Below are 26,181 nucleotides of genomic sequence, written 5' to 3' on the forward strand. Positions count from 1 at the left end.
GCCGATACACACCCGTCCGCGGCTGCAGCGAAAGGAACTGACCCCATGTCCATGCCTCCTCCCAAGTCCTATGTGGCCGCAGCGATCAACGCGGTCGGACAGGTTCGTGGCGTGCCGCCCGGTACCCTGGGTCGCGAGATCCGCAAGGTCGGCATCATCGGCGCGGGCCTGATGGGATCCGGCATCGCCGTGTGCTTCCTCGGCGCCAATATGCCGGTCGTTCTGCTGGACCAGAGCAACGAGGCGCTCGAAAAGGGGCGCCGCGAGGTCGGCAAGGCCTTCGCCAGTCTGGTCAAGCGCGGGATCCTCTGGGACGACCTGTCGCGCGGCTACCAGGGCCTGCTCACCACGACCAGCCACTACGCCGACCTCGCCGACTGCGATCTGGTGATCGAAGCGGTGTTCGAGCGCATGGACGTCAAGCAGACCGTGTTCCGGCAGCTCGCCGAAGTCGCCAAGCCGGGCGCGGTGCTGGCCACCAACACCTCCGGCCTCGACGTCGATGCGATCGCGCAGGCCAGTGGCCGTCCGGCTGACGTGGTGGGCCTGCACTTCTTCTCGCCGGCCTTCATGATGCCGCTGCTCGAGATCGTGCGCGGCCGCCAGACCTCGCCTGCCACCTTGCGCACCGCCATCTTTGCGTCCACGGTGATCCGCAAGACAGGCGTGGTGGTCGGCAACTGCCCCGGCTTCGCGGCCAACCGCATGCTCGAGGGCTATGCCCGCGAGGCCGAGCGACTGGTGCTGCAGGGGGTCGATCCCGAGCGCCTGGATCGCGTCATCACCGCCTACGGCTTCCCGATGGGCCCCTGCGCGATGGGCGACATGGCGGGCCTCGACGTGCGGGCGTACTACCTCGATGCGCTGCGCGCAGCCAGGTTGATCCCCGACGATCCTGCCTACGGTGCCATGACCCGCGCGCTGCTCCAGGCCGGGCGCAAGGGCCAGAAGTCCGGCAGCGGCAACTACGACTACGGGGCGGATGGCCGCACGCCGCAACCGTCGCCCGTGGTCGCCGAAGTCCGTGATCGCGTGGCGGCCGAGCTCGGTATCGAGCGCCGCGAATTCAGCGACGAGGAGATCGTCATGCGATGCCTGCTGCCGGTGATCAACGAAGCGGCCCGGGTGCTGGACGAAGGCGTCATCGACCGCGCCAGCGATGCCGATGTGATCTGGATCTATGGCTACGGCTTCCCCGCCGCTAAGGGCGGACCGGTCTACCAAGCACTCGCGATGGGCCTCGAGAAGGTGCGCTCGGCCCTGGAGACGCAGCGTGCCGCCGACCCTGCTTTCGGTGACGCCTATTGGACACCTTCGCCCGCCCTGGCCAAGCTGTTCGCCTGATCACGCCGGAGACCACCCATGAGACAAGCTGCCATCGTTTCGACCGCCCGCACGCCCATCGGCAAGGCCTACACCGGCGCCTTCAACAACCTGGAGTCTCCCACGCTGCTGGGCATCCCGATTCGACATGCGGTCGAACGTGCAGGCATCGACCCTGGTGAGATCGACGACTGCGTCATCGGCTGCGGCATGCAGCAGGGGCCGCAGGCATTCAACATCGGGCGCCTCGGCGCACTTGCTGCCGGGCTGCCCACCACCGTAGGTGGCATGAGCATCGAACGCCAGTGCGCATCCGGCGTGATGGCCATTGCCACCGCTGCCAAGCAAGTGGTAATGGATGGCATGGACATCTGCGTGGCCGGGGGTGTGGAGAGCATCAGCCTGGTGCAGAACAAGCACCTGGACGTCTTCCGCCAGCCCGACCCGCGCCTGTTCCAGGCCCGGCCACACATCCTGATGCCGATGCTGCAGACCGCAGAGATCGTCGGCTACCGTTACGGCATGAGCCGCGAGGCCTGTGATGCCTACGCGCTGCAGAGCCAGCAGCGCACCGCGGCCGCCCGGGCGGCCGGCCGCTTCGACGCCGAGATCGTGCCGGTCACGGCACTCAAGCTGGTGAAGGACAAGGCCACCGGCGAGGAACGCATCGAGGCGGTGACACTGACCGCCGACGAAGGCGCTCGGCCCGAGACCACCATGGACACCCTGCGCAGCCTGACCCCGGTGATGGGCCCCCACGGCATGGTGACCGCGGGCAACGCCAGCCAGCTGTCCGACGGCGCTAGTGCCTGCGTGGTGATGGAGACCGGTCTCGCCGAGCGGCGCGGGCTGCAGCCGCTCGGCTTCTACCGCGGCATGTCGATTGTCGGCTGCGATGCCGACGAGATGGGTATCGGCCCGGTCTTCGCCATCCCCCGCCTGCTCAAGACGCACGGCCTGTCGATGGACGACATCGGTCTGTGGGAGCTCAACGAGGCCTTTGCGGTGCAGGTGCTCTACTGCCGGGACAAGCTGGGCATCCCGGACGACCGGCTTAACGTGAACGGCGGCGCGATCTCGATCGGTCACCCCTACGGCATGTCGGGCGCACGCATGGTCGGACATGCACTGATCGAAGGCAAGCGGCGCGGCGTGCGATACGTCGTCACCACGATGTGCGTGGGGGGCGGCATGGGCGCGGCAGCACTGTTCGAGGTCGCATGATCGACAGCGCCGTCGTTGGCCTGCACTTTCCGCGGCGGGAGACCACCGTATCCACCCGCCGCATGCTCGCGTATGCCGCGGGCATCGGCGACCTGACGCCGGCGGTGTTCGACGACAGCGCACCCGACTTCATGGCCCACCCGGCCCTGTGCGTGTCGCTCGAATGGCCGGTCGTCTCCGATCCAGGAATGGCCGCAACCCTGGTACCCGAGGCGGCGGACCGGCTGCGGGCGATGCACCTGATCCAGGACTCGACCTTCCACCGCCCGATCCGTGCCGGGGAGCGGCTCGCCACCGGTGGCACCGTCACCGGGGTATGGCGCGGCAACTCTGGCACGCGCACCGCCTGCACGCTGCAGACGGTGGATGCGCAGGGCGCTGCCATTGTCACCAGCCGCACTGTGGCGCTTTACCGAGGAGTGGAGGCGACAGGCGAGGACAGGCCGCCAGCCGAAGAGGCGCCGCTGCCTAGCGCCCCGAAAGCCAGCGAGTGCGCCGGCTTCGAGTCAGTGCTCGACATCGATGCAGCCTTGCCGCACCGCTACACGGAATGCGCCGGCATCTGGAACCCGATCCACACCGAACGCCGCGTGGCGCGCACTGCCGGGTTGCCGGACATCTTGGTGCACGGCACCGCCACCTGGGCCATGGCGGGCAGCGCCATCGTCGCGCGCTGCGCACCCGGTGCACCGGGCCTGCTGCGACGCCTGCGCGGGCGGTTCGGCGCACTCGTGATGCCACGCAGCGCGCTTCGTCTGCGGGCCTCTTTGCAGCATGACGCCGAAGGCTGCCATGTGCACTTCGAGGTGCTGACGCCGGCAGGAGATGCTGCGATCGCCGACGGTTACGCCCTGCTGACCCACCCCGCTGCACACCCATGAGGCTGAACGTATTCCTTGCCCGCATGGCGCAGGCCTTGCCGGAGCAACTGGAGCGCCTGAACTTGCCCGGCGTCGCCTATGCCTGTATCGAAGACGGACAGGTCGCTGCAGTGCGCTGCCACACCCGGCCCGGCTTCGGCGCACTGAACGAACGCAGCCTGTTCCGCGTCGCCTCGATCTCCAAGTCTGTCGCGGCCTGGACGGTGATGCGGCTGGTGGAGCGCGGCGTGGTCGAACTGGATCAACCGATCGGGCGCTATCTACGGCGCTGGCAGCTGCCCGCCTCGGCACACGACGAGGCCGGCGTCACGCTGCGCCGGCTGCTGAGCCACCAGGCCGGCATCTCGACCGCCGGCCTCGGCCGGCGTCCGCATGACGGCCGCCCGGTCGACATCACCGAGGGCCTCGAGGCCCGTCATCCGATGATGAACGCTGCACAGGAGCGTTACTACCAGCGCTGGGGCCTGCCGCCGGATGCACCGGTGCGGCTCGAGCACGCGCCTGGTCAGTCCTTTGCCTACTCGAACGGCGGCTACGCGATGCTGGAGGCCATGATCGAGGACGTCACCCAGCGACGCTACGACGAGGTGGTGACGGACGCGGTGCTGCGCCCCCTGGGCCTGCTCGCCAGCGGCTTCGACCCCCTGCCTCCCGGCCTCGCCGCCGACTGCGCGCCGCCATACAGCGAAACCGGCGAACCGGTCGAGGACTGGGTGCCACTGTCTCGGGCTGCAGGCGGCCTGTGGTCGAGCATCACCGACCTGGCCACCTTTGCGGCTGCCGGCATGGCCGGCCCGAACGGTGCCCCGCCTGGCCGCGGTGTGCTCGCCCCGGAGACGGTGGCGGCGATGCACATGGCGCACTGCGACGCGGGGACCCAGGAGGGTGTCCACTTCGAGAGCTGCCTCGGACATTTCCTGCACACCGATGCGGCCGGCCGCGTGCACGTCAACCACACCGGCGGGTTCTGCGGCTGGCGCAGCGTGTTCTGGACCGTACCCGCGCAGCGCGCCGGGCTGTGCGTGCTCGTCAACAGCGACGGCGGAAACGCGGTGTGGCAATGGCTGCTGCACGCCTGGGCCGAGACCCTGGACCTGCCGGCACCTGCCCCTTCGCGTCCATGACGCCGCCACATCCACACGGAGATTCCATGTACCCGCACCTTCTGGCCCCGCTCGATCTGGGCTTCACCACCCTGCCGAACCGCGTGCTGATGGGCTCGATGCACCTTGGACTTGAGGAGGCTCGGGGCGGCTTCGAGCGCATGGCAGCCTTCTACGCCGAGCGCGCGCGGGGCGGCGTGGGACTGATCGTCACCGGCGGCATCGCACCGAACGAGGAAGGCCGCCCGATGCCTGGCGGCGCCATGATGGCCAGCGAGCGCGACGTGGCCAAGCACCGCATCCTGACGCAGGCGGTGCATGACGCCGGGGGCCGCATCGCGATGCAGATCCTGCACTTCGGCCGCTACGCCTACCACCCGGGCCTGGTAGCGCCCAGCGCCCTGAAGGCCCCGATCAACCCGATGACACCGCGCGCGCTGAGCACCGAGGAGGTCGAACGCACGATCGAGGACTTCGTGCGCTCTGCGGCGCTGGCGCGCGAGGCCGGCTATGACGGCGTGGAGATCATGGGCTCCGAGGGCTACCTGATCAACGAGTTCATTGCGGCGGCGACCAACCACCGCACCGATGCATGGGGTGGTGCCTACGAGAACCGCATCCGCTTCCCGGTCGAGATCGTGCGCCGCACCCGGGAGCGCGTAGGACGCGAGTTCATCATCATCTACCGCCTGTCGATGCTGGACCTCGTCGAAGGCGGCTCGAGCATCGATGATGTGATCACGCTGGCCAAGGCCATCGAGGCGGCGGGGGCCACCATCATCAACACCGGCATTGGCTGGCACGAGGCGCGCATCCCCACCATCGCCACCAAGGTGCCCCGCGCGGCATTCAGCTGGGTCACGCAGCGGCTGCGCGGTCAAGTGGGCATCCCGCTGGTCACCTCCAACCGCATCAACACGCCCGAGGTGGCCGAGCAGCTGATCGCCGACGGCCACTGCGACATGGTCTCCATGGCCCGCCCCTTCCTGGCGGACAGCGAGTTCGTGAAGAAGGCCGCCGAAGGCCGCGCCGACGAGATCAACACCTGCATCGCCTGCAACCAGGCCTGCCTGGACCACACCTTCAGCGGGCAGATCACGTCCTGCCTGGTCAACCCGCGCGCCTGCCGCGAGACCGAGCTGAATCACCTGCCGACCGACACGCCCCGCCGCATCGCGGTGGTCGGCGCCGGCCCGGCCGGCCTGAGCGTGGCCACGTTGGCCGCCGGCCGTGGCCACCAGGTCACGCTGTTCGACGCGGCCGACGCGGTGGGTGGGCAGTTCAACATCGCCAAGCAGATCCCCGGCAAGGAAGAGTTCCACGAGACGCTGCGCTACTTCCGGCGCCAGATCGAGCGCACTGGCGTGCAGCTGAAGCTGGGCCGCCGGGTCGGCGCACAGGAGCTGATCGACGGCGGCTGGGACGTGGTGGTGCTGGCCACGGGCGTCACGCCGCGCACGCCGGCGGTGCCCGGCGTGGACCACCCCAAGGTGGTGAGCTACCTGGACGTGCTGCAGAACCGCGTGACTCCCGGCAACACCGTGGCCATCATGGGCGCGGGCGGCATCGGCTTCGACGTGGCCGAGTACATCACCAGCACGTCTGAAGCCGGCGAGCAGGCCCGGGCCCACTTCTACGACGAATGGGGGGTGGACCCCGAGTACCGCGCGCGGGGCGGTCTGAAGCCGGCCCAGCCCGCGCCGGCCGCACGCCGCGTGATCATGCTGCAGCGCAAGACCAGCAAGGTCGGCGACGGCCTGGGCAAGACCACGGGCTGGATCCACCGTAGCTCGCTCAAGCAGCGCGGCGTGGCGATGATCCCGGGCGTGCGCTACGACCGCATCGACGATGCCGGCCTGCACATCACCGTCGGCGACCAGGCCCAGGTCATCCCGGCCGACACCGTCGTGCTCTGCACCGGCCAGGAGCCACTGCGCGAGCTGGAAGGCGCGCTGCGCGCCGCGGGCCGCGAGGTCCACCTGGTCGGTGGCGCTGAAGAAGCCGCTGAACTCGATGCCAAGCGTGCCATCCGCCAGGGCGCGGAGCTGGCCGCCATTCTCTGAAGGAGATGGACACATGACAGACCGCGTGAAACACAAGACCGCCCTGGTGACCGCCGCTGCTGCCGGCATTGGCCAAGCCTCCTGCCTGGCACTCTTGCGCGAAGGCGCCAGTGTCTGGGCCACGGACATCAACGAGGCCGGCCTTGGCGACCTCGCGTCGCAGGCGAACCGGGAGGGCCTGGCCGAGCGACTGCACACCGCCCGCCTCGATGTGCGAGACACCGCTGCGGTGCGCGCACTTGCCGCGCGCACCGGCCGCATCGACGTGCTGTTCAACTGCGCCGGCTACGTGCATGCCGGCAGTGTGCTGCAGGCCACTGAAGCCGACTGGGACTTCGGCATGGACCTGAACGTGAAGTCCATGGTGCGCACGCTGCAGGCCTTCCTGCCCGGCATGCTCGAGCACGGCGGCTCCATCATCAACATGGCCTCGGCCGCTTCCAGCATCAAGGCGGTGCCCAACCGCTTCGTCTACAGCGCGAGCAAGGCGGCGGTGATCGGCCTGACCAAGGCCGTGGCGGCCGACTTCGTGGGCCAACGCATCCGATGCAACGCGATCTGCCCTGGCACCGTCGAGTCGCCCTCGCTGCGTGACCGCATCTCGGCGCAAGCGCAGCAGGCGGGCGCCACGGTGGACGCCGTGCGCGCCGGCTTCGTGGCCCGCCAGCCGCTCGGACGGCTGGGCACGCCGGAAGAGATCGCCGCCCTGGTGGTGTACCTGGCCTCGGACGAGTCGGCCTTCACCACCGGCGCCGTGCATGTCATCGATGGCGGCTGGTCTGCCTGAATCCATCCTGGAACTCCATGAAACTCATCCGCTTCGGCGCTGCCGGACATGAACGCCCCGGCCTCATCGACGCTCAGGGCGTCCTGCGTGATCTGTCCGGCCACGTGCGCGATATCGACGGAACTGCGCTGCAGCCGGCGTCGTTGCAGGCCCTGGCGGCGCTCGACCCCGCCACCTTGCCGGTAGTGGACGCCCAGGTGCGGCTCGGTTGCCCAGTGGCCGCAATCGGCAAGATCGTCTGCGTGGGCTTGAACTATGCCGACCATGCGGCCGAATCCGGCCAGGCAGTGCCGAGCGAACCCGTGCTATTCCTGAAGGCGACCACGTCGATCACCGGTCCGAACGACCCGGTCACCATCCCGCGCGACTCGGTGAAGACCGACTGGGAGGTCGAGCTGGGCGTCGTCATCGGGCGCCGGGCCTCATACGTGGAACAGGCCGAAGCCCTGTCGTACGTCGCCGGCTACACCGTGGTCAATGACGTCTCTGAACGCGAGTACCAGCTCGAACGCGGCGGCCAGTGGGACAAGGGCAAGGGCTGCGACAGCTTCTCGCCGATCGGCCCCTGGCTGGTCACGCGCGACGAGGTGCCTGACCCTCAGGCTCTGGACATGTGGCTTGATGTGAATGGACGCCGCTTCCAGAACGGCAACACCCGCACCATGGTGTTCGACGTGGCGGAACTGGTGAGTTACATCAGCCGCTTCATGACCCTGATGCCCGGGGATGTCATCAGCACCGGCACGCCGCCCGGCGTGGGGCTGGGGCAGAAGCCGCCGGTGTACCTGCGGCCCGGGGATGACATGCGGCTCGGCATTGCAGGCCTTGGAGAACAGCGGCAATCGGTCCGCGCCTGGCGTTCCGCATCCGCGGCCTGATCCACACACAGCCACTGATGCACGCCGTGTCCATTACCCGATTTGCATCCAGCGAGCGCGCCATCCTCCTTCGTACCGGTGGACTGGGCGAGCTCTGCATCCAGCGCCTCGAGGACGCCGGGATCGGATCGCTCGACCAGCTGCGACTGCTCGGCGCCGAGGTCGTTACCGAAATGATCTGCCGGCATGTCGGCACGACAGCCTGGCGCAACCGGCGGCGTCCGATCGAGCGGGCGCTGCGTGCGCTAGACGCGGCGCGACCCGCCTCCCCCAATTCCTGACTCCACGCACGGCCATGTCCACGCTCTCGCTCGACGCCCACTGGATGCCCTACACCGGCAATCGCGAGTTCAAATCCAATCCGCGTCTGCTCGTGAGTGCGGATGGCGCCTACTACACCACCGCCGAGGGACAGCGGGTGTTCGACGGGCTGTCCGGCCTCTGGTGCTGCGGCCTCGGACACGCACGGGCCGAGATCGTGGCGGCGGTCAGCCGACAGGTCGGCGTGCTCGACTACGCGCCTGCCTTCCAGTACGGCCATCCGCTGTCCTTCCAGCTGGCCGAGCGTATCGTCGAGCACATGCCGCCCGGCCTGAACAGGGTGTTCTTCACTGGATCCGGTTCCGAGAGCGCAGATACCGCGCTCAAGATGGCGCGTGCGTACTGGCGGCTCAAGGGCCAGGCCAACAAGACTCGCCTGATCGGCCGCGTCAAGGGCTACCACGGCGTGAACTTCGGCGGCATCTCGGTGGGTGGCATCGTCGCCAACCGCAAGATGTTCGGCCAGGGCGTGGAAGCCGACCACCTGCCGCACACCCAGCCGGCCAACGGCACCTTCGCCCGCGGCATGCCCGAGCAGGGTGCGGAGCTGGCCGACGAGTTGCTGCGCCTGATCCAGCTGCATGACGCCTCCAACATCGCGGCGGTCATCGTCGAGCCCTTCTCGGGCTCGGCCGGCGTGATCATCCCGCCCCGGGGCTATCTGCAACGCCTGCGCGAGATCTGCACCGCGCACGACATCCTGCTGATCTTCGACGAGGTCATCACCGGCTTCGGCCGCACCGGCTCCTGGACCGGCGCCGAGGCCTTCGGGGTCACACCCGACATCCTGAACGTGGCCAAGCAGGTCACCAACGGCGTGCAGCCTCTGGGCGCGGTGATTGCCCGGCAGGAGATCTACGACACCTTCATGGCTGCCGGCGGCCCCGGCTACATGCTGGAGTTCCCGCACGGCTACACCTACTCGGCCCACCCGGTGGCCTGCGCGGCAGGACTCGCATCGCTGGACCTGCTCGAGCGTGACCACGCGCTGCAGCGGGTGCGCGACCTTGCACCGCACTTCGAGGCTGCGGTGCACGGCCTTCGCGGCGCGCGCCATGTGCTGGACATCCGCAACTTCGGCCTGGCCGCCGGCTTCACGGTCGACCAGGTGCCCGGCGAGCCAGCCAAACGTCCGTACGAGATCGCCATGGCGATGCTGCGCAAGGGCTTCTACGTGCGCTACGGCGGCGACACCATCCAGCTGGCCCCGCCCTTCATCAGCACCCGCACCGACATCGACCGCCTGCTCAGCGCGCTGGGCGACGCCTTCCAGGAAACCGCATGACGTCCGCTGCCATCAACGACCTCGCCGCCGCTATCGTACGCCACCTGATCGACGGCCGCCTGCAGGACGGTGGCTCTCACCGCCAGCCGGTCTACAACCCCGCCACCGGCGCAGTCATCCGCGAAGTGCTCCTGGCCGACGCTGCCACGGTCGACGCGGCCATCACCTCGGCCCGCGCTGCGTTCCCGGCGTGGCGCAATACACCACCGATCAAGCGCGCACGGGTCATGACGCGCCTGCTGCGGCTGCTGGAGCAGCATGCTGACCGCATCTGTGCGCTGGTCACTGAAGAACACGGCAAGACCCTGGCCGACAGCATGGGCGAGTTGCAGCGCGCCATCGAGAACGTCGAGTACGCCAGCCAGGTCACCGAGCTGCTCAAGGGCGAGCACAGCCGCAACGTCGGCGCGGGCATCGATGCCTGGTGCGAGCATCAGGCCCTGGGCGTGACCGCCGGCATCACCCCGTTCAACTTCCCGGCCATGGTGCCGCTGTGGATGTGGCCGATGGCGGTGGCCTGTGGCAACACCTTCGTGCTGAAGCCCTCGGAGCGCGACCCCACCAGCGCGCTGTTCATCGCGCAGCTGGCTCTCGAGGCCGGACTGCCCCCGGGCGTGCTCAATGTGGTGCATGGCGACAAGGAGGCCGTGGACGTGCTGCTCACCGACCCGCGGGTGGCGGCGGTCAGCTTCGTCGGCTCCACGCCTGTGGCTCAGGCCATCTATGCGACCGGCTGCGCCCACGGCAAGCGGGTGCAGGCACTGGGCGGCGCGAAGAACCACGCGGTGGTCATGCCCGATGCCGACATCCCCAACGCGGTAGCCGCGCTGATGGGCGCCGCCTTCGGCTCCTGCGGCGAGCGCTGCATGGCCGTGCCCTTGGTGGTGGCGGTGGGCAATACGGCTGCCGAGGCCCTGCGCGCCGGACTGGCCGCGGAGATCGCACGTATGCGGGTCGGCCCCGGCACCGCGGCCGGCAGCGACATGGGCCCGCTGGTCACGCGAGCCCACTTCGAGAAGGTGCGCGGCTATGTCGACCTCGGCGTGGCCGAGGGCGCGGAACTGGTGGTCGACGGCCGCGGCCTGCAGGTGCCCGGCCACGAATCCGGTTACTTCCTGGGCCCCTGCCTGTTCGACCATGTGCGCCCCGAGATGCGCATCTACCGCGAGGAAATCTTCGGTCCGGTGCTGGGCATCGTGCGCGTGGACACGCTGCAGCAGGCCATGGACCTGATCGACGCCCACGAGTACGGCAACGGCACCTGCATCTTCACCCGTGACGGCGAAGCCGCGCGCCACTTCAGCGACCACATCGAGATTGGCATGGTGGGCATCAATGTGCCGCTGCCGGTGCCGGTGGCCTACCACTCCTTCGGCGGCTGGAAGCGCTCGCTCTTCGGCGACCTGCATGCCTACGGGCCCGATGCGGTGCGCTTCTACACCCGCCGCAAGGCGATCACCCAGCGCTGGCCCTCGGGGGGTGTGCGGGAGGGGGCGGTGTTCACGTTCCCGTCCAGCCGCGACTGAGCCGTGCAGATCCACAACCGCTGACGTCAGGCTGCCGCGGCGGCACTCGCGCGCAACGCACGGGCTCTTCAGCATGAAATCCTTTGACACCCGAGGGCCGCTGCGCTGGCCTCTACTTGCCGCGTACGCTGCACCGGGCTTGGCGATGGCGCTGATGACTTTGCCGTTTCCAGCCCTGCTGACCACGTTCTATGCCAAGTACACCGAGGCCACGACAGCCGGCATCGCTACGGTGATGCTGTTCTGTCGCATCTTCAACGGCGTCATCGATCCCTTCATCGGGTACGCCAGCGATGCCACGAACAGCCGTTTCGGACCGCGCAAGCCCTGGTTGGCCGCCGGCGCGCTGCTGAGCATTCCGGCCTTCCTGCTTGCCTACATGCCGCCGACCGACGCGGGCAACGGCTACCTCTTTGTGGCCATGGTGGTGTTCTACCTGTCGCTGTCGGCCATCGAGATTCCGCTGCGCAGCTGGCTGGCCGAGATCAGCACCGACTACGCGCAGCGCTCACGGCTGTCGGCAGCCATCACCTTGACGCTGCTGGTCGGCGGCGTGCTTTTCATGTCATTGCCCGAGATCCTCAAGCCGCTGGGTTGGGTGGAAAGCTCCCGGATGGACCGCCCCATGATGGCGCTGTTCGGCTGGATCGGGGTCGTTCTGCTGCCTCTTGGCATGGCGGCGGCACTGTGGCTGGTTCCGGTGGGCGCCGTGATGCGCGGCCATCGCTACACGGTGCGCGACATGTTGAGGACCGTTTTGCACAACCGACCCTTCCAGTTGTTCTTGGCTGCCGATTGGCTGATTGGTGTGTCCTGGGGCGTGACCTACGCGCTGCTGTTCATTGCGCTGGACAACTACCTGGGCTTCGGCGATCGCATCGGCCTGCTCCTGCTGGTGGCCACGGCCGCGCAGATCGCGGTGCTGCCGCTGTGCATCAGTCTGGCTTCACGCTGGGGCAAGCACATGTTGTGGGCATATGCCACGCTGGCCACGGCAGCCACCGGGCCACTGATGCTGCTGTTTCCACCCGGCGGCCAGGCCAGTGCAGTGCTCGTGTTTATGCTGATGGCGGTGGTCAGCATGCTGTCCACCCCCCAGATGTTCGTGCCTGCAGCCCTCATCAGCGACCTGTCTGACTACGGCACGTACAAGACAGGTCAAGCGCAGACCGGTACTTACTACGCCATCCGATCGCTGATCTTTCCGGCTTCCGGAGCGGTGGGCACATCTCTAGCCTTCTTTGCCATGGCCGCCGTGGGCTACGAGCCGGCTGCCAAGGCGAACAGCGAGTCCGCGACACAGGGCATGCTGTGGACATTGGCTCTTCTGCCGGCGGTGCTCAGCCTCGTTTCGGGTCTGATGTTGTTGCGCTACCCGATCAACCGCCGACGCCACCAGGCCCTGCGAAGCCGCATCGAACGGCGAGAGACTCTCAGATTCGAGGCCCCGTGAGGCCCGAGCCGTCGTGGGTCTTGGCGAGGCTCCAAATTTCGATGGGATTGAGCCCTGAAGAAATCATTCAGTGTTTCGACGGAGGTTCACGAGCGAGCCTTGAGTCGTGAAGTCGCCGGGTCATCAATCAGCGCTGGCGATAGGCCGGCATGCGCGAATGAGCAGTATTCAAGTTTCCACTAGGCAGGGATTGAAGCGGCAAGGCAGGCTCGACATGGCTTCTCAGCAGCCGACCCCGGCCAACGTGGACCTGGGAGCGGTCCGCACCCTGGTGTTCGCTGGCGGAGGCAATCGCTGTTGGTGGCAAGCGGGTCTCGTGACCACCTGGCTTGAGGCGGGCTGGCACCTGCCGCCGGTCCTCGTCGGCACCAGCGCAGGCGCCGCCATGGCGTTCGCGCTGATGACCTCCGCCATCCAGGATGCACTTGAGTCCTGCCGCCGGCTCTATGCGGCGAACCGGAAGATCGTCCACAGAGCCACCGTCCTGCCTCTGCGCCTGGAGTTCGCTCACGCTCGGATCTACCCTGCGTGGATCGAGTCCTTCGTCACCGACGACCGCGTGGCCAGGGTCCGAGATTCGCCCTCACGCCTACATGTGGGGCTGTCGCGTCCGGCGCGCTGGCTCGGGCTCGGCGGCAGCCTTGCAATCGCATCGGCGGCCTATCTGTTGGAGCGACGCGCGGCGACCAGAGTACATCCCGCGCTGCCAAAGTATCTGGGGCTGGGCCAGCAACTGGTGGCAGTCGCCGACGTCGGCGACGGAAGCGGCGTGAGGTCCTTGCTGCGTGCGTCTGCGGCCGCCGCGCCATTCATGAAGGCCGAGCGCATTGGCGGGTGCTGGGGCTTCGACGGCGGCTACACCGACAACGCCCCATTGCCTGAACAGAGTGAGGCGGAACGCGAGGGCACACTTGTCCTGCTGACTCGCCACTATCCTGAGTTGCCACGTTCGTTTCGGTTGAAACAACGAACGTACTTGCAGCCGAGCCGGAAGATTCCCGTCTCCACCTGGGATTGCAGGCCGCGAACGACCGTCAATGACGCTTTCGCACTCGGCTTGATGGACGCAACCTCACTGGCTCGCTAACTGACGATCATCGAAGTCAGGAATCATCGGACCCCTGAAAGCGAGGGAAGTCTTTCAGTCTTGAGCCGTCCTCCGCTCAGAGGTTGCCGCCGCGACGCCCCTCACAATTGCGGAGATGGCCACCCGCAAGGAAGACCTCAGCGCCTTCATCCGCCGCCAGAACGCCGACACCCTGTCGGGGTTGCTGCTGGAACTCGCCTCCGAGCATCCCGAGGTGCAGCAGCGCCTGGAACGACTGCAGCTCGCCGATAAGCCTGACCGGCTCGCCGCGACCTTCCGCAAGACCCTGAATGGCTGGCGCCGCCAGACCCGCTTCCTGGACTACCGAGCCGGCATCGAGTGGGCGACCGAAGCCGAGGCCTGGCTGTCACAGATCGAGCGCGAACTGCTGCCCCGCGACCCGATGGCTGCCGTGGCGCTGGCCGAAGCCTTCATCGAGTGCGACGAGTCGATCTTCAACCGCGCCGACGACTCCAGCGGCCGCATCGGCGACGCGATGCGCTCTGCTTGCCGCCTGTGGCTGCAGGCCGCCGCCCGCTGCGAGAGCCCGGCCGACGCCTGGCCCGCCCGCCTGCGACGCTTGGCTGAAGCCGACAAGTACGGCGCCCGCGAAGCGCTGTGGCTGCAAGCCGACCTCCTTCTCTCCCCGGCCCAGCTGCGAGATCTGGTGGCGGCTTTGGAGCGGGAACTGGATGCCACCGCGGCCGGCTCAACGATCGCTGGCGAGTACTGCCCCGGCCTCGGTGCCCTGACCCTGCTCTCGCACGCCCTGCGCGACCCCGACATCCACGTCCGCGCCACGCTGCGCCGGAGCCCGAAGCCGAACTCCGTTCAGAAGCAGGACTTCGTGCTCCAGTACCTGGACGTCGGGCGCCCCGCCGATGCCCTGCCCTGGCTGGAAGACCCCGCCGACTGGCACCCGCACACAAGGCTGCGTCTGCTGGCCGAAGTGCTCAAGCGCCTGGGCCAGCTGGAACGCAGCGGCCCGATCCAGCAACAGGTGTTCGAGCAGACCTTGTCGGTGGACGATTTCCGCACCTGGCTCGGGCATCTGGCTCCCGCAGCCCAGACTGCTGCCTTCTCGCGAGCCCGGGAACTGGCGCTGGACCACGACGACCCGGTCACCGCCGCGCGGCTGCTGGTGGAGATCGGCTGCTTTGCAGAGGCCGAGCAGGTCCTGGTGGCCGAGCCGGCGCGCATCACCGGCCAGGACTACAGCTGGCTCGTACCGCTGGCCAAGACCCTGGAGGCCCAGCAGTGCTGGCGCGGCGCCACGGCCGTGGTGCGCGCCCTGCTCGACGCCATCCTTGCCAAGGCGTACTCACCCGCCTACGGCCATGCCGCGCGCTACTGGCACCAACTGCACGCCATCGCCAAGCACGCCACAGACTGGTCACCGCTGCAGCCCCACGCCGAGTACATCGCTGCCCTGCGCCAGAAGCACGCCCGCAAGACGGCGTTCTGGGCGCAGGTGGCCAAGCGACAAGAACCGGATGCCGGCAACGAACTGAAGGACGACGATGCGTAGGCAACTGCCTTGGGGGGCGCGCCGGTGAGCCTGTCGTCGCGCCTTCTTCTCGTCGACGGCGACGATGTGCTGCATCGCCTGCCGGTAAGCGCGTACCACCGGCTGCTGCAGCCCGATGCGGCTGCACGGGTTCCGGCTTTCGCCGGCCGGCGGGTTCGTCTGGCCAGTGTGGTCGTCGAAGTGGCGGGCAGCGTGGTGCTGGGTGTGCGGCGACTGGATTTCGACCTGCTCGAGTTCGATGCCGATGGGCGGCTCGATGCGCGGCGCTACGGCGCCCAGCAGGTGGCCCGCCTGGATGCAATGTTGTCTTCGGCGCTGGGCAGCGGCGTTATGCCGTCAGGCGTCGTCGACGCCAGTGATCGTTTCAGGGCCCGGGGCGGCACGTGGACGCCCGCACCTGAGCTTCGCCGCCGCATCGAGGCGGCCGCCTGCGCAGGCGGGCTCGCACGCCGGGTACGGGTGGTGGGGTGACCGGCGGCGGCCACACCCAGCGTCACGCCGCGTCCGGGTCGTCGAGGATGCGGCTGAGACGGTACTCGGTCACCTCACCCGTCTGCACCAGGGTCACGTGCATCAACGGGTCTCCGTCCTCGAGCCGCCTGAGCGCATTGCCGACCAGATAGGGCGGTCCGACGGGTCCGAAGGTCTTGATGCGCCCGACCACGCCGGAAATCGCAGCAAGCTGGCCGGCAGTATGTGGGCTCGTGCCAGTCATCGGGTCACCAGTCCTTCACTTGCCGGCAGCGTTGCTGGCCGGCTGCCCGGGTGCCGCCGCCGAAGCGCCGCCCGGTGCTTCCGACTGCGGCGCCCGCACCTTGATGAAGATGCAGGTCACCCCGCCGTTGGTCATCGCCACCGCGTAGCGCAGGTCGCAGTTCATCGAAGCGAACATGACCGGCAGTTGTTCGTTGCCGAAGCGCGACGGCATGAACACGACCCGCTGGCCCGGCTTGCAGCCCGTCTCGACCCGCACCTCTTGCGTCGCGCAGATCTCGGTCTGGGCCAGGGCGCTGGTGTCAGCTGCAGGGGCAGGCGCGGCAGGCGAGGCCTGCTGCCCCTGCGTGCAACCGAGCAGACCGATTGCCACCAGGGCCGCCAGCGCCGACGTCTTCATGACGGGCGCCCTCACGACGGGAAGGCCTCGACCAGCGTCACCGTGGCGCCCGTGGCCTTCACGGCCTCGACCATGCCGTTGATGGTGCGCGGGATGAACTGGCTGGAGTCCCCCGTCAGCGGCTTCATCAGCGTCGCCGCCAGCGTCTGCGCGTTGAAGGCCCCCGAAGCCTTGCGGAAGGTCGTGTAGACGTTGAGCGACCAGCCGCCCTGGTAGGGCATCACGCAGGCGAAGAAGCTCGTCGCCTCCCCGTACTTGCGCATCGAGGAGTCGCCAGCCTGCGCCGTCATGATCGCGCCCTCGCAGGTCGGCACCTGCAGGTTCTGGCCCGACGCGGCAGCCAGCGCCGCCAGGTTCGAGCCCTTGAAGGGCGACACCAGCTGGAAGCGCGGCGCCTTTTCCGGCAGCGGCGACGGCGGGATGGCGTTGGTGATCTGCACCGCGCTCATGTTCTTCTGCAGCGACGTCTTGACCGCCTCGGCCACCTGGGAGTGCGTGACGCCTGGCGCGGCCTTGATGTCGTAGATGGCGTACCCAGGCGTCGTCTCGACGGTGGGCGTGGTGCTGGCACACCCGGCCAGCGCTGCGGCCGCGACGGCCGCCGAAAGAATCGCGAACTGCTTCAAGAAGATCCCCCTCGGTGTTGCCACACGCTCGTCCGAGCAGCGTTCCACCGCTGCTGATGTGCGAATGAGTGTGTGTATGAATTAGTGTACTTTCTGGACAGTCGGGCGGTGGCTTCCCGCCCTGCCTCCGTCCAGCACCGCTTCGGCGCCCGCGTGCGCGAGCTGCGCCTGGCCAGCGGCCTCACGCAGGAGGATCTGGCCGAGCACTGCGGCCTGTTCCGCACCTACATGAGCCGCATCGAGACCGGGGTGGCCAACCCCACGCTGGCCATGATCGAGGCGCTGGCCACGAGCCTGGGGGTGTCGATCGCCGAGCTGTTCCCCGAGCCAGAAGCCCGCCCTGCTGCGCGGTCTGCTGCGAAGGCCGGCTCCCGCGGCAAGGTGCGCTGACCCCTGACAAGCCGACACTGGCGGCCATCAGTGCACGTCCGCCCGGACGAACCCGCCCAGGATCTGCAGGTACTGCTCGACCTTGAGCCGCCCGAGCCGGTACAGCAGCGTCACGCCGATCACCGCCATGTCGCCCGAGGCCACCTGGAGGTAGCCCACTTGGCCGGCGGCCGCCCTGCGCAGCGCGCCCACGCGGACCCGGCGCAAGCCCGGACGGTCGACGAGCCAGTCCAGCAGAGCCACCTGGTCTTCCGCCGTCGTAGGCCGCCCCAACGCCTGGACGAGGAAACGCAGTTGCGTCCCGCTCATCTCCAGGTCATGGACCTCGGCATAGTCCTCGATGGCACGCTCGAGGTCCCGCACCCGGGACAGCGGTGTGCCAGGCGCGGCGTACAGTTCGAGCGTGAAGGCCGTGCCGGCCCCCGGCTCGCGCTCAGCGGCCATCATGGCCCAGCCTCGCGATCGCCTTGACCTCGTGCGGCGTCGGCTTCTCGATGCCGAGCGTGGCCACCTGCGGCTGGCGCCACAGCCACAGCATCACGAGGCCGGTGTCCTGGGAGGTGATGGGCCCCTTGAGGCCCAGAAGCAGGATGCGGTCGTTGCCCTGGCTCAGGGCGAAGAGTCCCGAGCCGACCAGGAAGCGGTTGAGGCGGCGGACGAAGTGCAGCACGCCGCGCGGCTCCATGGCCGGGGTACCGCCGATGTGAAGCCACACGAGGCGGCGATCGGATTGGGGAGTGATGCGGACGTTCATGCGATATCTCCTTGGGTAGTCCGGTTGAAACTGGATGACGACACGGGAGCGCCCGCTGGTGGGCCGCGGATGAACGGCAGGAAGTTGGGTTGGAGGCAACGCATGACCGGCCTCACGACGCGAGCAGGAGCGTGGTCGCGCGGTCCACGAAGAGCGTCAGCCCCTTGGCCCTGGCGTGCGCCGCGTCCAGCACGCGCACCGACTGGACACCGCGGCTGAGCGCAAGCCAGGTCAGGAGCTTTCCTTTGCTGCGCAGATCCACGCCGCCGGGCCCGCTGAGGTGCAGGCAGATGCCCCGCCCATCGGAGGGCAGTTGCTCGACCTGCAGGTGCAGGCTGCTGGCGAAGACCTCGAAGGTCTTGCGCCAGGTGTCGGCGGCAGCGCTGTCCAGGGTGTCGTGCAGACGCACGGCCACCGCCGAAACGCCCATGAGCATGGCGGGCGGGAAGGTGCTGTAGTCCAGGTGTGTCGGGTCTCGGTCGGTCATGTCGGTGTCTCCTGAGAAAGTGAAGGGACGAGTTCGCCCAGCGCGGTGGCCGAAGCCACCTCGGACAAGCGGGTAGAGAGGGGTTAGTAGCCGGTCAGGCCGAAGGTCCGGCGCTCACGGCTTGGGTGCCGCCGGGGCGGCAGGCTCGCTGGCTGCGACGTTGGTCGTCGCGAAGCGGGTGGCCAGCAGGCGGTCGATGGCCGAGCCGTCCTGGCGGGTCATGTTCGGCACGAAGCGGCTATAGACCGTGAAGAGCATCTGGGTGCTTGAGTGCCCAAGCTGGCGGGCCACCCACTCGGGTGCTTCGCCTGAGGCGAGCCACAGCGTCGCAGCCGTGTGCCGCATCTGGTACGGCCTGCGCTGGGCCAGCCCGAGGTGACGCAGCAGCGGGTACCAGACCCGGTCGCTGAAGTTCTTGTTGTCGATGGGCTTGCCCTCGCGGTTGCAGAAGACGTACTCGCTGAGCTTGCCGCTGACTTCCCACTGGCGCTTCAGGGCCTCGTAGACCGGCTGGGACATCTGGATGTCGCGCTGCGAGCTGTCAGTCTTGGTGTACTCGTCCTCGCCCAAGACGAAGGTCTCCCGGATGAGGATGAGGCGATGTACGAAGTCGACGTACTTCCACTTCAGGCCGTTGACCTCGCCCGTGCGCATGCCCGTGAGGAAGCGGACCTGGAGGTAGTCGCGCCAGTCCATGCGCACCGTCTTCAGGATCCGATCGACCTCTTCCAGCGTGAACGGCTGGACATCCGACTTCCTGACCTTGAGCGGCTTGACGGTCGCCAAGGGCGAGACGAACCCGTGGCGGTCGGCGGCATCGGCCATCACCTGGCGCATCACGGCCAGAATGTTGTTGATGCGCTTGGCGCTGAGCTTCTCGCCCGTTCGTCCCGGCTTCTCTGCCAGCTTGGCGCGGAAGGAAAACACGTCGGACTTGGTGATCGTGCCGACAGGCTTGTCGCCGAAGGCCGGCAGCAGGTGACCGTTCAGCGTCGAGTTCAGAACCTTGATGTGCGAGCGACGCCATTCGACCTGGTGCTCGGCGAGCCAGGTGCTGACGAAGTCGCGGAAGGTCGGGGTCGACGGCGCTGCCACCTCTGCGGCCGCGGCAGCAACAGTGGTCACAGGTCTCGGTGCGACACCCACTTGGGATACCACGGGCTGCGCACCAGGCGCGTTGCGGCTCGTCGGGAACGTGGAGGCATAGTCGAACGTGCCGGCTGCGATCTCCGCCTCGATCTTGGCCAGAACCTTCTCGAGACGCTTGCGGTTGGCAGGCGTATCAGGCAGCGCCGTGTACTCGCGGCAGCGCTGGCCGCAGTAGCGGAAATCCAGAAACAAGGTCCCACGCCCGGAGAGTTGGCGAACACTACCCATGGAGGACACCTCCATTGGCCATCGGGATGGCGGCCAGCGAAGCCGCCGAGGTCTTCGTCATGTCCTCCGCGATGCGGTCCCAGACGAAGAGGATCTTGCGGCCACCGAAGGGGCGGATGTAGTGCACCCCCTCCAGCAAGACACTGTCCTTCAGGCGTTCACGAATCGTGCGCACGTCGTACTTGATGCGCGCAGACAACTCATCGGTTGTCAGCAGTTCAGATTGCATTGCGGCTCCTTTGCTAGTCATGCGTATCGCTAGACATGCACAGTGTATGCGCTGCTAGCGTAGTGTCAAGCGGTCTAGCGATACGCGTCGCGAAAAACTAGAATGAGAGCAACAGACCACCAGCCATGAGCAGAACCCAACTTAACGTCCGCGTCAGCGAAGACCTCGAGAAGGCGATCGACGAGAAGCGCATCGAGCTACGCGCGACGATGGGCACGATCCCGTCGCGGTCGGACGTGCTGCGCCTGGCGCTCGAGGCCTACCTAGGCATAGCGCTCGCAGAGTCGGAAGCTGACCGCCGGGGGACTACAGGGCCGGAGAAGCGACGCGCCGGGCAAAGGCCAGCTCAGCGCGCGCCCAAGAAGTCGAGCTAGGCCGGTAGCCCAGTACGTCGCAAACCCCTCGATCACTCGTCATCTCACAGCATGGATAGGCGTGGAGCAGCGGCGTGACGGGGACAAGTCACACCATCCGCATCAGGAAGGAGGCGCCGCGCCGCCTGGTGTTTGAGGTGCTCGCTTCAACGGGCACAGTGCTCGCGCGAAGCACTCCATTTGCGACGATCTGCAAGCTGGAAGCCGGGCTATCCGTGCTTACGGCTGCCGCACGTGGACCTGAAACGCCCGTCGTCGTCAGCAGCGGCAGCACCACCTCCCTGAGCCCCGGAGGTCGAAGGAGCCGAGTGGTCTTGGAGGGCGAACTCCGGCCAGTCCAGCAGCGGGAGCTCCTCGCCGGGATCCTGGAGGCGGCGGTGGTGGACGACAGACCCGAGAGCGAGCGGCGCGCTGATCTGAGCGGACCGCTTTGCGACCTCACTGACTGAGTCCGTTGCCTGCCATGTCGGCGATAGGCAAGAGAGTCGGCGACGAGCTGTACGTACACCTCTCAGCCGTTCAGCTCTTGGCTGACACTGAACAACGCAAGCGCATCGAGAGCGCGCTCATGCTGGTGCCGGAGGGCAAGGACGCTGCGCCCAATGTCGCGAAGTTGAACGCTCGCACCGGCAAGCTGTCTCTGCTTGCATACCCCGGGTTCGAGCAAGAACCGTTTCCTGAGCTTCAGGCCGCCTGGACATTCGCGCCCGGCGAGTTGAAGAGCCCGGCTTACAGGCACTACCAAGACTCTCTGAACCCACCGATCCTCCACCGCAAGGAGCTGCTAGTCGGCAAAGACCATCCTGAGCATGGTCGGTGGGAGCGCCTCACGAAGACCGCCGAGGAACTCGGGCTGTTCGATGACACGACGACGATTGGCTTCAGGCTCAACTGGGAAAGGATGATCGCCGAGAGAGGTTACGTGCTTGCCGGCGACGCCTTTGTTCCTCATGGGAACGAAGTCTCGGGGGAGTATGTGAGTTCAGTGCCGAACCACAAAGGCCCCGTGCGCCGGCATCTGACGGCGCTCTCGCGCAACAACCTCTCAGCGCCAATCCAGTTGCTCTTGCGCAGCGGTCTACTCGTGCACGGCGCAACGGTCTTCGACTACGGCTGCGGACGCGGGGACGACATCAACGGCCTGGTCGCCAGTGGGTTCGACGTTCGAGGCTGGGACCCACATTTCGCACCGGAGAACGCGCAATGCGAGGCTGACGTCGTCAATCTTGGCTTCGTGGTCAATGTGATCGAAGACGCAGCAGAGAGGGTGGACGCGATCCATCGTGCCTTCAAACTGGCACGTCGAGTGATGTCCGTTGGCGTCATGCTCTACGGCAGCGAGCCTCCAGGTCGTCCGTTCCGCGATGGCTTCATCACGTCGCGCAATACCTTCCAGAAGTACTTCACGCAAGGGGAGTTCAAGGACTACCTCGAACACGTACTGCACCAAGAAGCCTTCATGGCTGGACCGGGCGTCGCCTTCGTCTTCGCAGACAAGGACCTAGAGCAGAGGTATGTCGCTGGGCGCTATCGCACCAGAGGGATCGCTGCGCGTCTTCAGGCAACCAAGGCGCCACGAGTTGGAGTCGTCAGACCGCCCAGGGAGCGCAGCCCGAGCTTACCCAAACCCCCAAAGGTCAATCGGGCCGAAGCGGAGCTGGCGCTTGTCAGACCCGACCTCGACAGACTGTGGGCGACCGCCCTAGACCTGGGTCGACCTCCAGAGCCAGACGAAGTCGAAAACCTTGAGAGCATCACGGCAAACGTGGGCAGCCTGAGCAAGGCATTGCGCTTGCTCGCAAGACACTATGACCAGGGCTTGCTCGAGGCCGCAGCCAACACCCGATCTGACGACTTGCGCCTCTACATGGCTGCGCAGCAGTTCTCTCGCCGACCCGCATACCGGCAACTCGAGCCTCGCCTACAGCGTGACATCAAGTGCTTTTTCGGCGACTACCGAACAGCACAGGCGTCAGGCATGCGCCTCCTAACTGACGCAGCCGACAGCGCGACAATCTTGGAGGCATGCCGACAGGCCGCGGCCAAGGGTCTTGGGTGGCTCGAAGCAGATCACTCACTGCAGTTGCACGTGTCGCTGGTCGAGCGACTTCCCGTCGTGCTGCGGGCTTACGTCGCTTGCGGCTTGATTTTGTGGGACGCCCTCAGCGAGGTGCAGCTCATCAAGATCCACATCGGTTCGGGGAAGCTGACACTGATGGAGTTCGATGACTTCGACGCGAGCCCGACACCCCTTCTTCGTCGTCGCATCAAGGTCAACGTGCGTAGGCAGGACTACGACCTCTTCGAGTACGGGTCAAGGGAGTATCCCAAGCCTCTGCTCTATCGAAAGAGCCGGTATCTGCATGAGGACTATGCGGGATACGCAGACCAGCTAGCGTTCGACGAAGGTCTAGAGGCAACTGGAATCTTGGGCGACTCTGACTTCGGACCAGCCCCCGAGGCGCTTGCAGCTGCCTTGGAGGCAAGGCGTCTAGGCATCGACGGCATGAAGTTGGTGCGGAGCGAGCGCATCCCCGACCTCGATCAGCGGTGCGGCGAGAACTTCACATTCAGAGACTTCATCGAATGTGGCGAGACGCAAAGGAGGCTCTCGGTACGCAATATCCCCCTGAACCCGCATTCCTACAACGCTCTCTTCGATCTGGCAGTTCACGTTCTGGATCCGCTGGTCGACTACTTCGGTGCGATCAAGCTGACTTACGGCTTCTGCTCATCAGAGCTTGGACGCCACATACATCGAAGGGTGGCGCCGGGTCTTGATCAACACGCAGCGCTTGAGGTCAACCGTTTTGGTAGACAGATATGCGCGCGCGGCGGTGCGGCCTGTGACTTCCTGGTCGAGCACGAGGACATGCGTGAGGTCGCCGACTGGGTCATCGCCCATACTCCCTTCGATCGCCTTTACTATTACGGTCGAGACCGCCCGATTCATGTAAGTTTCTCGCCCGCTGTTTCAGGTGAGGCTTTTCATATGCTCACTACTAAGCAGGGCCGTCTAATTCCACGCCCACTCAATTAGAAACACGGATGAGTCATGTTTTGGAATCAACATCATCAACCGAGCTCAAGGCTTTGCCCTCATTGACAGATCGCGCGGGTCGGCAACAGAAGAACGAGACGCAATAAATGCAAGCGCCCACAGGAGTAGCGAAGATGGCCGAGTTGGCCATATGGAGGCGCGGTGATGTGCGCGCTCCACATAAGCCACTACTTCTGCTACTAGCACTTGCGCGGCGCCGAAAAGGCATCACAGACTTTCCGTACTCCGATTGCGAACCACTCCTGGCGAAACTTCTTCGTGAGTTTGGACGGTCCGCGCGATCTGTCCATCCTGAATACCCTTTCTGGCGGCTCCAGAACGATGGCGTGTGGATCGTGGACACAGGCCGCCCACTAAAGACAAGAGCCTCGAACTCCGATCCCCCACGAAGTGAACTCCGATCAGCCGGTGCGATTGGTAGATTTACTCCGCAGATTTGCGAGGAATTTTCCTCGAATCCCACACTAATCGATACAACTGCGCGACAGCTCCTCGACGCACATTTTCCTTCATCTCTTCATGAAGACATCCTCTGCGCCGTGGGACTTCCACTCGACTTGGACAGTCCAGGTCTCCGGGATCGGCGATCACGAGATCCCGCGTTCCGACTAGCCGTTTTGCAGGCGTACGCTTACAACTGTGCAATATGCGGCCTAGACCTTCGAATTGGCAACCTGACCATCGGCTTGGAGGCCGCACACATACGTTGGTATCAGGCCTCGGGGCCGGACATTGTTCCGAATGGTCTAGCGCTTTGCTCGCTGCACCACAAGCTTTTCGACTATGGCGCCGTTACGATCGACGAGAACAGCCGAGTGCTGGTATCAGAACAAGCTCACGGTACCGCAGGTTTTGAGGAACACCTGATACGGCATCATGGCCAGAAACTTCGATCGACAGTACGGCCAGAGGATAAACCGCTATCGAGCTATACACAGTGGCATAGGCTGCAGGTCTTTAAGGCACGTGCACGTCCCGCGTGAGTACTGAGTCGAATAAAGAACGCGATCTGGGGCAGCCGCGCCGAGAGAAGCACTTGCGGCTTTCCGCTTGGGTGGAAGGGCTTCCCAAAAGGGGCGACTTTCGATCGCCGCTTGCCGTGCACCTCCGTAAGCTCCCCCTGTAGCAGGACAGTTTGAAAATGGAGACTTCCGCATCTTCGAGGAAGAGCGATGAGGAAGTCGAGATTCACAGAGACGCAGATCCTGGGCGTTTTGGGCGAGGGCGATGCCGGCATGCCGGTTGCCGAGCTCTGCCGCAAGTACGGCATCAGCACGGCGACGTACTACCAGTGGAAGAGCAAGTTCGCCGGCATGTCGGTCAGCGAGCTCAAGCGCGTGAAGGAGCTCGAGGCGGAGAACACACGGCTCAAGCGCATGTACGCCGATCTGGCGCTGGAGAACGCGGCGATCAAGGACGTCCTGTCGCGAAAGTTGTGACGCCGACCGCCAGGCGCGTAGCGGTGCAGATCATGGTGGACGAACACCATCTGTCCCGTGTACGAGCCTGCCAGGCCGTGGGCCTGTCGCGGTCGGCGCTCTACAGGCCCACACCGGATCGATCACGCGCCGATGCGCCGGTGATCGACGCGATCAACGCCGTGCTGGAGAAGCGCCCGCGCTGGGGCTTTTGGAAGTGCTTCAGCCGGCTGCGCAAGGATGGGTTCGGATGGAATCACAAACGCGTCTACCGGGTGTACTGCGCGCTGCGCCTGAACCTCAAGCGCAAGGCCAAGCGGCGCGTGCTCACGCGCCAACCGCAGCCGCTGCTGCTGAGCGCCGAGCTCAACCGCGTCTGGGCGCTGGACTTCATGCGCGACACCCTGTACGACGGCCGGCCCTTCCGCACCCTGAACGTGATCGACGAAGGCAACCGGGAGGCGCTGCGCATCGAGTGCGGCACGTCGATCCCTTCGGCGCGTGTGGTGCGTGTGCTGGATCAGTTGCTCGAGGTCTACGGCAGGCCGGAGTCGATTCGCCTGGACAACGGCCCCGAGCTGACCGCCGACTGCTTCGTCGACTGGGCCGAGCGCAACAACGTGAAGCTGCTGTTCATCCAGCCAGGCAAGCCCAACCAGAACGCATTCATCGAGCGGTTCAACCGCAGCTTCCGCAACGAGGTCCTGGACGCGTGGCTGTTCAACGCGGTCAGCCAGGTGCAACAGGCCGCCGACGAATGGCTCGCCGACTACAACGAGTTCAGGCCGCATGACTCGCTGAACGAGCTGACGCCGATGGAGTTCAGGCCAAGAAACTTCAACCAGGAAGTCTCTACTTCTGGACTGTCCTCTTGACGGGGGAGCTTACGCCT

Annotated in this window: 27 protein-coding genes; 19 read left to right on the forward strand and 8 right to left on the reverse strand. The window is 66.4% G+C overall.

The window, feature by feature from the left end:
* Positions 1–45: 45 nt before the first annotated feature.
* The 14 genes from ENE75_RS10650 to ENE75_RS10715 all read left to right on the forward strand — a co-directional run bounded on the left by ENE75_RS10650 (position 46) and on the right by ENE75_RS10715 (position 15,930).
* The gene (locus ENE75_RS10650; protein ID WP_128198299.1) at positions 46–1,344 is read left to right on the forward strand and encodes a 3-hydroxyacyl-CoA dehydrogenase; all 1,299 of its coding nucleotides are present in this window, start codon (positions 46–48) and stop codon (positions 1,342–1,344) included.
* Positions 1,345–1,362: 18 nt separating this feature from the next.
* Positions 1,363–2,547: an acetyl-CoA C-acyltransferase gene (locus tag ENE75_RS10655; RefSeq protein WP_128198300.1), complete on the forward strand. Its 1,185-nt coding sequence runs from the start codon at positions 1,363–1,365 to the stop codon at positions 2,545–2,547.
* A complete protein-coding gene (locus ENE75_RS10660) occupies positions 2,544–3,428 on the forward strand; it encodes a MaoC/PaaZ C-terminal domain-containing protein (protein ID WP_128198301.1) in 885 nt (294 codons plus the stop codon). Before ENE75_RS10655 ends, ENE75_RS10660 begins: the two co-directional genes overlap by 4 nt.
* Entirely contained in the window at positions 3,425–4,552 is a 1,128-nt protein-coding gene (locus tag ENE75_RS10665; protein ID WP_128198302.1) for a serine hydrolase domain-containing protein, read from the forward strand. The genes ENE75_RS10660 and ENE75_RS10665 overlap by 4 nt, the downstream gene beginning before the upstream one ends.
* Before the next feature lie 26 nt (positions 4,553–4,578).
* A complete protein-coding gene (locus ENE75_RS10670) occupies positions 4,579–6,594 on the forward strand; it encodes an NADPH-dependent 2,4-dienoyl-CoA reductase (protein ID WP_199232278.1) in 2,016 nt (671 codons plus the stop codon).
* 13 nt (positions 6,595–6,607) lie between these two features.
* The gene (locus ENE75_RS10675) at positions 6,608–7,381 is read left to right on the forward strand and encodes an SDR family oxidoreductase (RefSeq protein WP_128198304.1); all 774 of its coding nucleotides are present in this window, start codon (positions 6,608–6,610) and stop codon (positions 7,379–7,381) included.
* 17 nt (positions 7,382–7,398) lie between these two features.
* Positions 7,399–8,259, forward strand: a complete 861-nt coding sequence (locus ENE75_RS10680; RefSeq protein WP_128198305.1) for a fumarylacetoacetate hydrolase family protein — start codon at positions 7,399–7,401, stop codon at positions 8,257–8,259.
* A gap of 17 nt (positions 8,260–8,276) precedes the next feature.
* On the forward strand, positions 8,277–8,540 hold the full coding sequence (locus tag ENE75_RS10685; protein WP_128198306.1) for a helix-hairpin-helix domain-containing protein: 264 nt from the start codon (positions 8,277–8,279) through the stop codon (positions 8,538–8,540).
* A 14-nt stretch (positions 8,541–8,554) separates the two neighbouring features.
* Complete coding sequence (gene aptA, locus ENE75_RS10690) at positions 8,555–9,865, forward strand: omega-aminotransferase AptA (RefSeq protein ID WP_128198307.1); 1,311 nt, start codon at positions 8,555–8,557, stop codon at positions 9,863–9,865.
* Positions 9,862–11,391 carry a CoA-acylating methylmalonate-semialdehyde dehydrogenase gene (locus ENE75_RS10695; RefSeq protein WP_128198308.1) on the forward strand — a complete coding sequence of 510 codons (1,530 nt, stop codon included), beginning with the start codon at positions 9,862–9,864 and terminating at the stop codon, positions 11,389–11,391. The genes aptA and ENE75_RS10695 overlap by 4 nt, the downstream gene beginning before the upstream one ends.
* A 73-nt stretch (positions 11,392–11,464) precedes the next feature.
* Positions 11,465–12,844 (forward strand): MFS transporter, encoded by a 1,380-nt coding sequence (locus tag ENE75_RS10700; protein ID WP_158288917.1) that lies wholly within the window; start codon positions 11,465–11,467, stop codon positions 12,842–12,844.
* Between the two features lie 214 nt (positions 12,845–13,058).
* Positions 13,059–13,931, forward strand: a complete 873-nt coding sequence (locus ENE75_RS10705) for a patatin-like phospholipase family protein (RefSeq protein WP_259371710.1) — start codon at positions 13,059–13,061, stop codon at positions 13,929–13,931.
* A gap of 115 nt (positions 13,932–14,046) precedes the next feature.
* Positions 14,047–15,459, forward strand: coding sequence for a DUF6880 family protein (locus ENE75_RS10710; RefSeq protein ID WP_128198310.1), 1,413 nt, complete (start codon positions 14,047–14,049; stop codon positions 15,457–15,459).
* A 24-nt stretch (positions 15,460–15,483) separates the two neighbouring features.
* Positions 15,484–15,930, forward strand: a complete 447-nt coding sequence (locus tag ENE75_RS10715; RefSeq protein ID WP_128198311.1) for a hypothetical protein — start codon at positions 15,484–15,486, stop codon at positions 15,928–15,930.
* Positions 15,931–15,952: 22 nt separating this feature from the next.
* Here the strand turns inward: ENE75_RS10715 and ENE75_RS10720 are convergent, their stop codons facing one another.
* From ENE75_RS10720 to ENE75_RS10730, 3 genes are read right to left on the reverse strand one after another with little or no spacing between them, the layout of a single operon-like run.
* Entirely contained in the window at positions 15,953–16,174 is a 222-nt protein-coding gene (locus ENE75_RS10720; protein WP_128198312.1) for a DUF5397 family protein, read from the reverse strand.
* Between the two features lie 15 nt (positions 16,175–16,189).
* The gene (locus ENE75_RS10725; RefSeq protein ID WP_128198313.1) at positions 16,190–16,573 is read right to left on the reverse strand and encodes a hypothetical protein; all 384 of its coding nucleotides are present in this window, start codon (positions 16,571–16,573) and stop codon (positions 16,190–16,192) included.
* An 11-nt stretch (positions 16,574–16,584) separates the two neighbouring features.
* Positions 16,585–17,199: a hypothetical protein gene (locus tag ENE75_RS10730; RefSeq protein WP_128198314.1), complete on the reverse strand. Its 615-nt coding sequence runs from the start codon at positions 17,197–17,199 to the stop codon at positions 16,585–16,587.
* A 108-nt stretch (positions 17,200–17,307) separates the two neighbouring features.
* Between ENE75_RS10730 and ENE75_RS10735 the strand changes: the two genes are divergently transcribed.
* The gene (locus ENE75_RS10735; RefSeq protein ID WP_128198315.1) at positions 17,308–17,589 is read left to right on the forward strand and encodes a helix-turn-helix domain-containing protein; all 282 of its coding nucleotides are present in this window, start codon (positions 17,308–17,310) and stop codon (positions 17,587–17,589) included.
* A 27-nt stretch (positions 17,590–17,616) separates the two neighbouring features.
* Here ENE75_RS10735 and ENE75_RS10740 read toward each other — a convergent pair whose 3' ends face one another.
* The 5 genes from ENE75_RS10740 to ENE75_RS10760 form a co-directional block, all read right to left on the reverse strand.
* Positions 17,617–18,033, reverse strand: coding sequence for a hypothetical protein (locus tag ENE75_RS10740; RefSeq protein ID WP_158288918.1), 417 nt, complete (start codon positions 18,031–18,033; stop codon positions 17,617–17,619).
* Positions 18,023–18,343 carry a hypothetical protein gene (locus ENE75_RS10745; RefSeq protein WP_128198317.1) on the reverse strand — a complete coding sequence of 107 codons (321 nt, stop codon included), beginning with the start codon at positions 18,341–18,343 and terminating at the stop codon, positions 18,023–18,025. The genes ENE75_RS10740 and ENE75_RS10745 overlap by 11 nt, the downstream gene beginning before the upstream one ends.
* 112 nt (positions 18,344–18,455) lie before the next feature.
* Complete coding sequence (locus ENE75_RS10750; RefSeq protein ID WP_128198318.1) at positions 18,456–18,830, reverse strand: hypothetical protein; 375 nt, start codon at positions 18,828–18,830, stop codon at positions 18,456–18,458.
* Between the two features lie 114 nt (positions 18,831–18,944).
* Positions 18,945–20,207, reverse strand: a complete 1,263-nt coding sequence (locus ENE75_RS10755; RefSeq protein ID WP_128198319.1) for an Arm DNA-binding domain-containing protein — start codon at positions 20,205–20,207, stop codon at positions 18,945–18,947.
* Complete coding sequence (locus tag ENE75_RS10760; protein WP_128198320.1) at positions 20,200–20,436, reverse strand: hypothetical protein; 237 nt, start codon at positions 20,434–20,436, stop codon at positions 20,200–20,202. Before ENE75_RS10760 ends, ENE75_RS10755 begins: the two co-directional genes overlap by 8 nt.
* 125 nt (positions 20,437–20,561) lie before the next feature.
* Between ENE75_RS10760 and ENE75_RS10765 the strand changes: the two genes are divergently transcribed.
* From ENE75_RS10765 to ENE75_RS10780, 4 genes are all read left to right on the forward strand, one after another.
* Entirely contained in the window at positions 20,562–20,810 is a 249-nt protein-coding gene (locus ENE75_RS10765; protein WP_128198321.1) for a ribbon-helix-helix protein, CopG family, read from the forward strand.
* A 463-nt stretch (positions 20,811–21,273) separates the two neighbouring features.
* Complete coding sequence (locus ENE75_RS10770) at positions 21,274–23,850, forward strand: DNA phosphorothioation-associated putative methyltransferase (RefSeq protein WP_128198744.1); 2,577 nt, start codon at positions 21,274–21,276, stop codon at positions 23,848–23,850.
* Positions 23,851–23,957: 107 nt separating this feature from the next.
* On the forward strand, positions 23,958–24,854 hold the full coding sequence (locus ENE75_RS10775) for a phosphorothioated DNA-binding restriction endonuclease (protein WP_128198322.1): 897 nt from the start codon (positions 23,958–23,960) through the stop codon (positions 24,852–24,854).
* A 189-nt stretch (positions 24,855–25,043) separates the two neighbouring features.
* Positions 25,044–26,164, forward strand: a protein-coding gene (locus ENE75_RS10780; protein WP_375138482.1) for an IS3 family transposase whose coding sequence is annotated in 2 segments (ribosomal slippage) — positions 25,044–25,308 and positions 25,308–26,164 — 1,122 coding nt in all. Because the reading frame shifts where the segments join, the coding sequence is not laid out codon by codon here.
* The last annotated feature ends 17 nt before the right edge of the window (positions 26,165–26,181 follow it).

The organism is Rubrivivax albus (assembly GCF_004016515.1).
Lineage (GTDB): Bacteria > Pseudomonadota > Gammaproteobacteria > Burkholderiales > Burkholderiaceae_C > Rubrivivax > Rubrivivax albus.

Excerpts from the sequence above, each read along its gene's own strand:
- ENE75_RS10650 (WP_128198299.1), top strand. The coding sequence starts at position 46 with ATGTCCATGCCTCCTCCCAAGTCCTATGTGGCCGCAGCGATCAACGCG.
- ENE75_RS10655 (WP_128198300.1), top strand. The coding sequence starts at position 1,363 with ATGAGACAAGCTGCCATCGTTTCGACCGCCCGCACGCCCATCGGCAAG.
- ENE75_RS10660 (WP_128198301.1), top strand. The coding sequence starts at position 2,544 with ATGATCGACAGCGCCGTCGTTGGCCTGCACTTTCCGCGGCGGGAGACC.
- ENE75_RS10665 (WP_128198302.1), top strand. The coding sequence starts at position 3,425 with ATGAGGCTGAACGTATTCCTTGCCCGCATGGCGCAGGCCTTGCCGGAG.
- ENE75_RS10670 (WP_199232278.1), top strand. The coding sequence starts at position 4,579 with ATGTACCCGCACCTTCTGGCCCCGCTCGATCTGGGCTTCACCACCCTG.
- ENE75_RS10675 (WP_128198304.1), top strand. The coding sequence starts at position 6,608 with ATGACAGACCGCGTGAAACACAAGACCGCCCTGGTGACCGCCGCTGCT.
- ENE75_RS10680 (WP_128198305.1), top strand. The coding sequence starts at position 7,399 with ATGAAACTCATCCGCTTCGGCGCTGCCGGACATGAACGCCCCGGCCTC.
- ENE75_RS10685 (WP_128198306.1), top strand. The coding sequence starts at position 8,277 with ATGCACGCCGTGTCCATTACCCGATTTGCATCCAGCGAGCGCGCCATC.
- aptA (WP_128198307.1), top strand. The coding sequence starts at position 8,555 with ATGTCCACGCTCTCGCTCGACGCCCACTGGATGCCCTACACCGGCAAT.
- ENE75_RS10695 (WP_128198308.1), top strand. The coding sequence starts at position 9,862 with ATGACGTCCGCTGCCATCAACGACCTCGCCGCCGCTATCGTACGCCAC.
- ENE75_RS10700 (WP_158288917.1), top strand. The coding sequence starts at position 11,465 with ATGAAATCCTTTGACACCCGAGGGCCGCTGCGCTGGCCTCTACTTGCC.
- ENE75_RS10705 (WP_259371710.1), top strand. The coding sequence starts at position 13,059 with ATGGCTTCTCAGCAGCCGACCCCGGCCAACGTGGACCTGGGAGCGGTC.
- ENE75_RS10710 (WP_128198310.1), top strand. The coding sequence starts at position 14,047 with ATGGCCACCCGCAAGGAAGACCTCAGCGCCTTCATCCGCCGCCAGAAC.
- ENE75_RS10720 (WP_128198312.1), bottom strand. The coding sequence starts at position 16,174 with ATGACTGGCACGAGCCCACATACTGCCGGCCAGCTTGCTGCGATTTCC.
- ENE75_RS10725 (WP_128198313.1), bottom strand. The coding sequence starts at position 16,573 with ATGAAGACGTCGGCGCTGGCGGCCCTGGTGGCAATCGGTCTGCTCGGT.
- ENE75_RS10740 (WP_158288918.1), bottom strand. The coding sequence starts at position 18,033 with ATGGCCGCTGAGCGCGAGCCGGGGGCCGGCACGGCCTTCACGCTCGAA.
- ENE75_RS10745 (WP_128198317.1), bottom strand. The coding sequence starts at position 18,343 with ATGAACGTCCGCATCACTCCCCAATCCGATCGCCGCCTCGTGTGGCTT.
- ENE75_RS10750 (WP_128198318.1), bottom strand. The coding sequence starts at position 18,830 with ATGACCGACCGAGACCCGACACACCTGGACTACAGCACCTTCCCGCCC.
- ENE75_RS10755 (WP_128198319.1), bottom strand. The coding sequence starts at position 20,207 with ATGGGTAGTGTTCGCCAACTCTCCGGGCGTGGGACCTTGTTTCTGGAT.
- ENE75_RS10760 (WP_128198320.1), bottom strand. The coding sequence starts at position 20,436 with ATGCAATCTGAACTGCTGACAACCGATGAGTTGTCTGCGCGCATCAAG.
- ENE75_RS10765 (WP_128198321.1), top strand. The coding sequence starts at position 20,562 with ATGAGCAGAACCCAACTTAACGTCCGCGTCAGCGAAGACCTCGAGAAG.
- ENE75_RS10770 (WP_128198744.1), top strand. The coding sequence starts at position 21,274 with ATGTCGGCGATAGGCAAGAGAGTCGGCGACGAGCTGTACGTACACCTC.
- ENE75_RS10775 (WP_128198322.1), top strand. The coding sequence starts at position 23,958 with ATGCAAGCGCCCACAGGAGTAGCGAAGATGGCCGAGTTGGCCATATGG.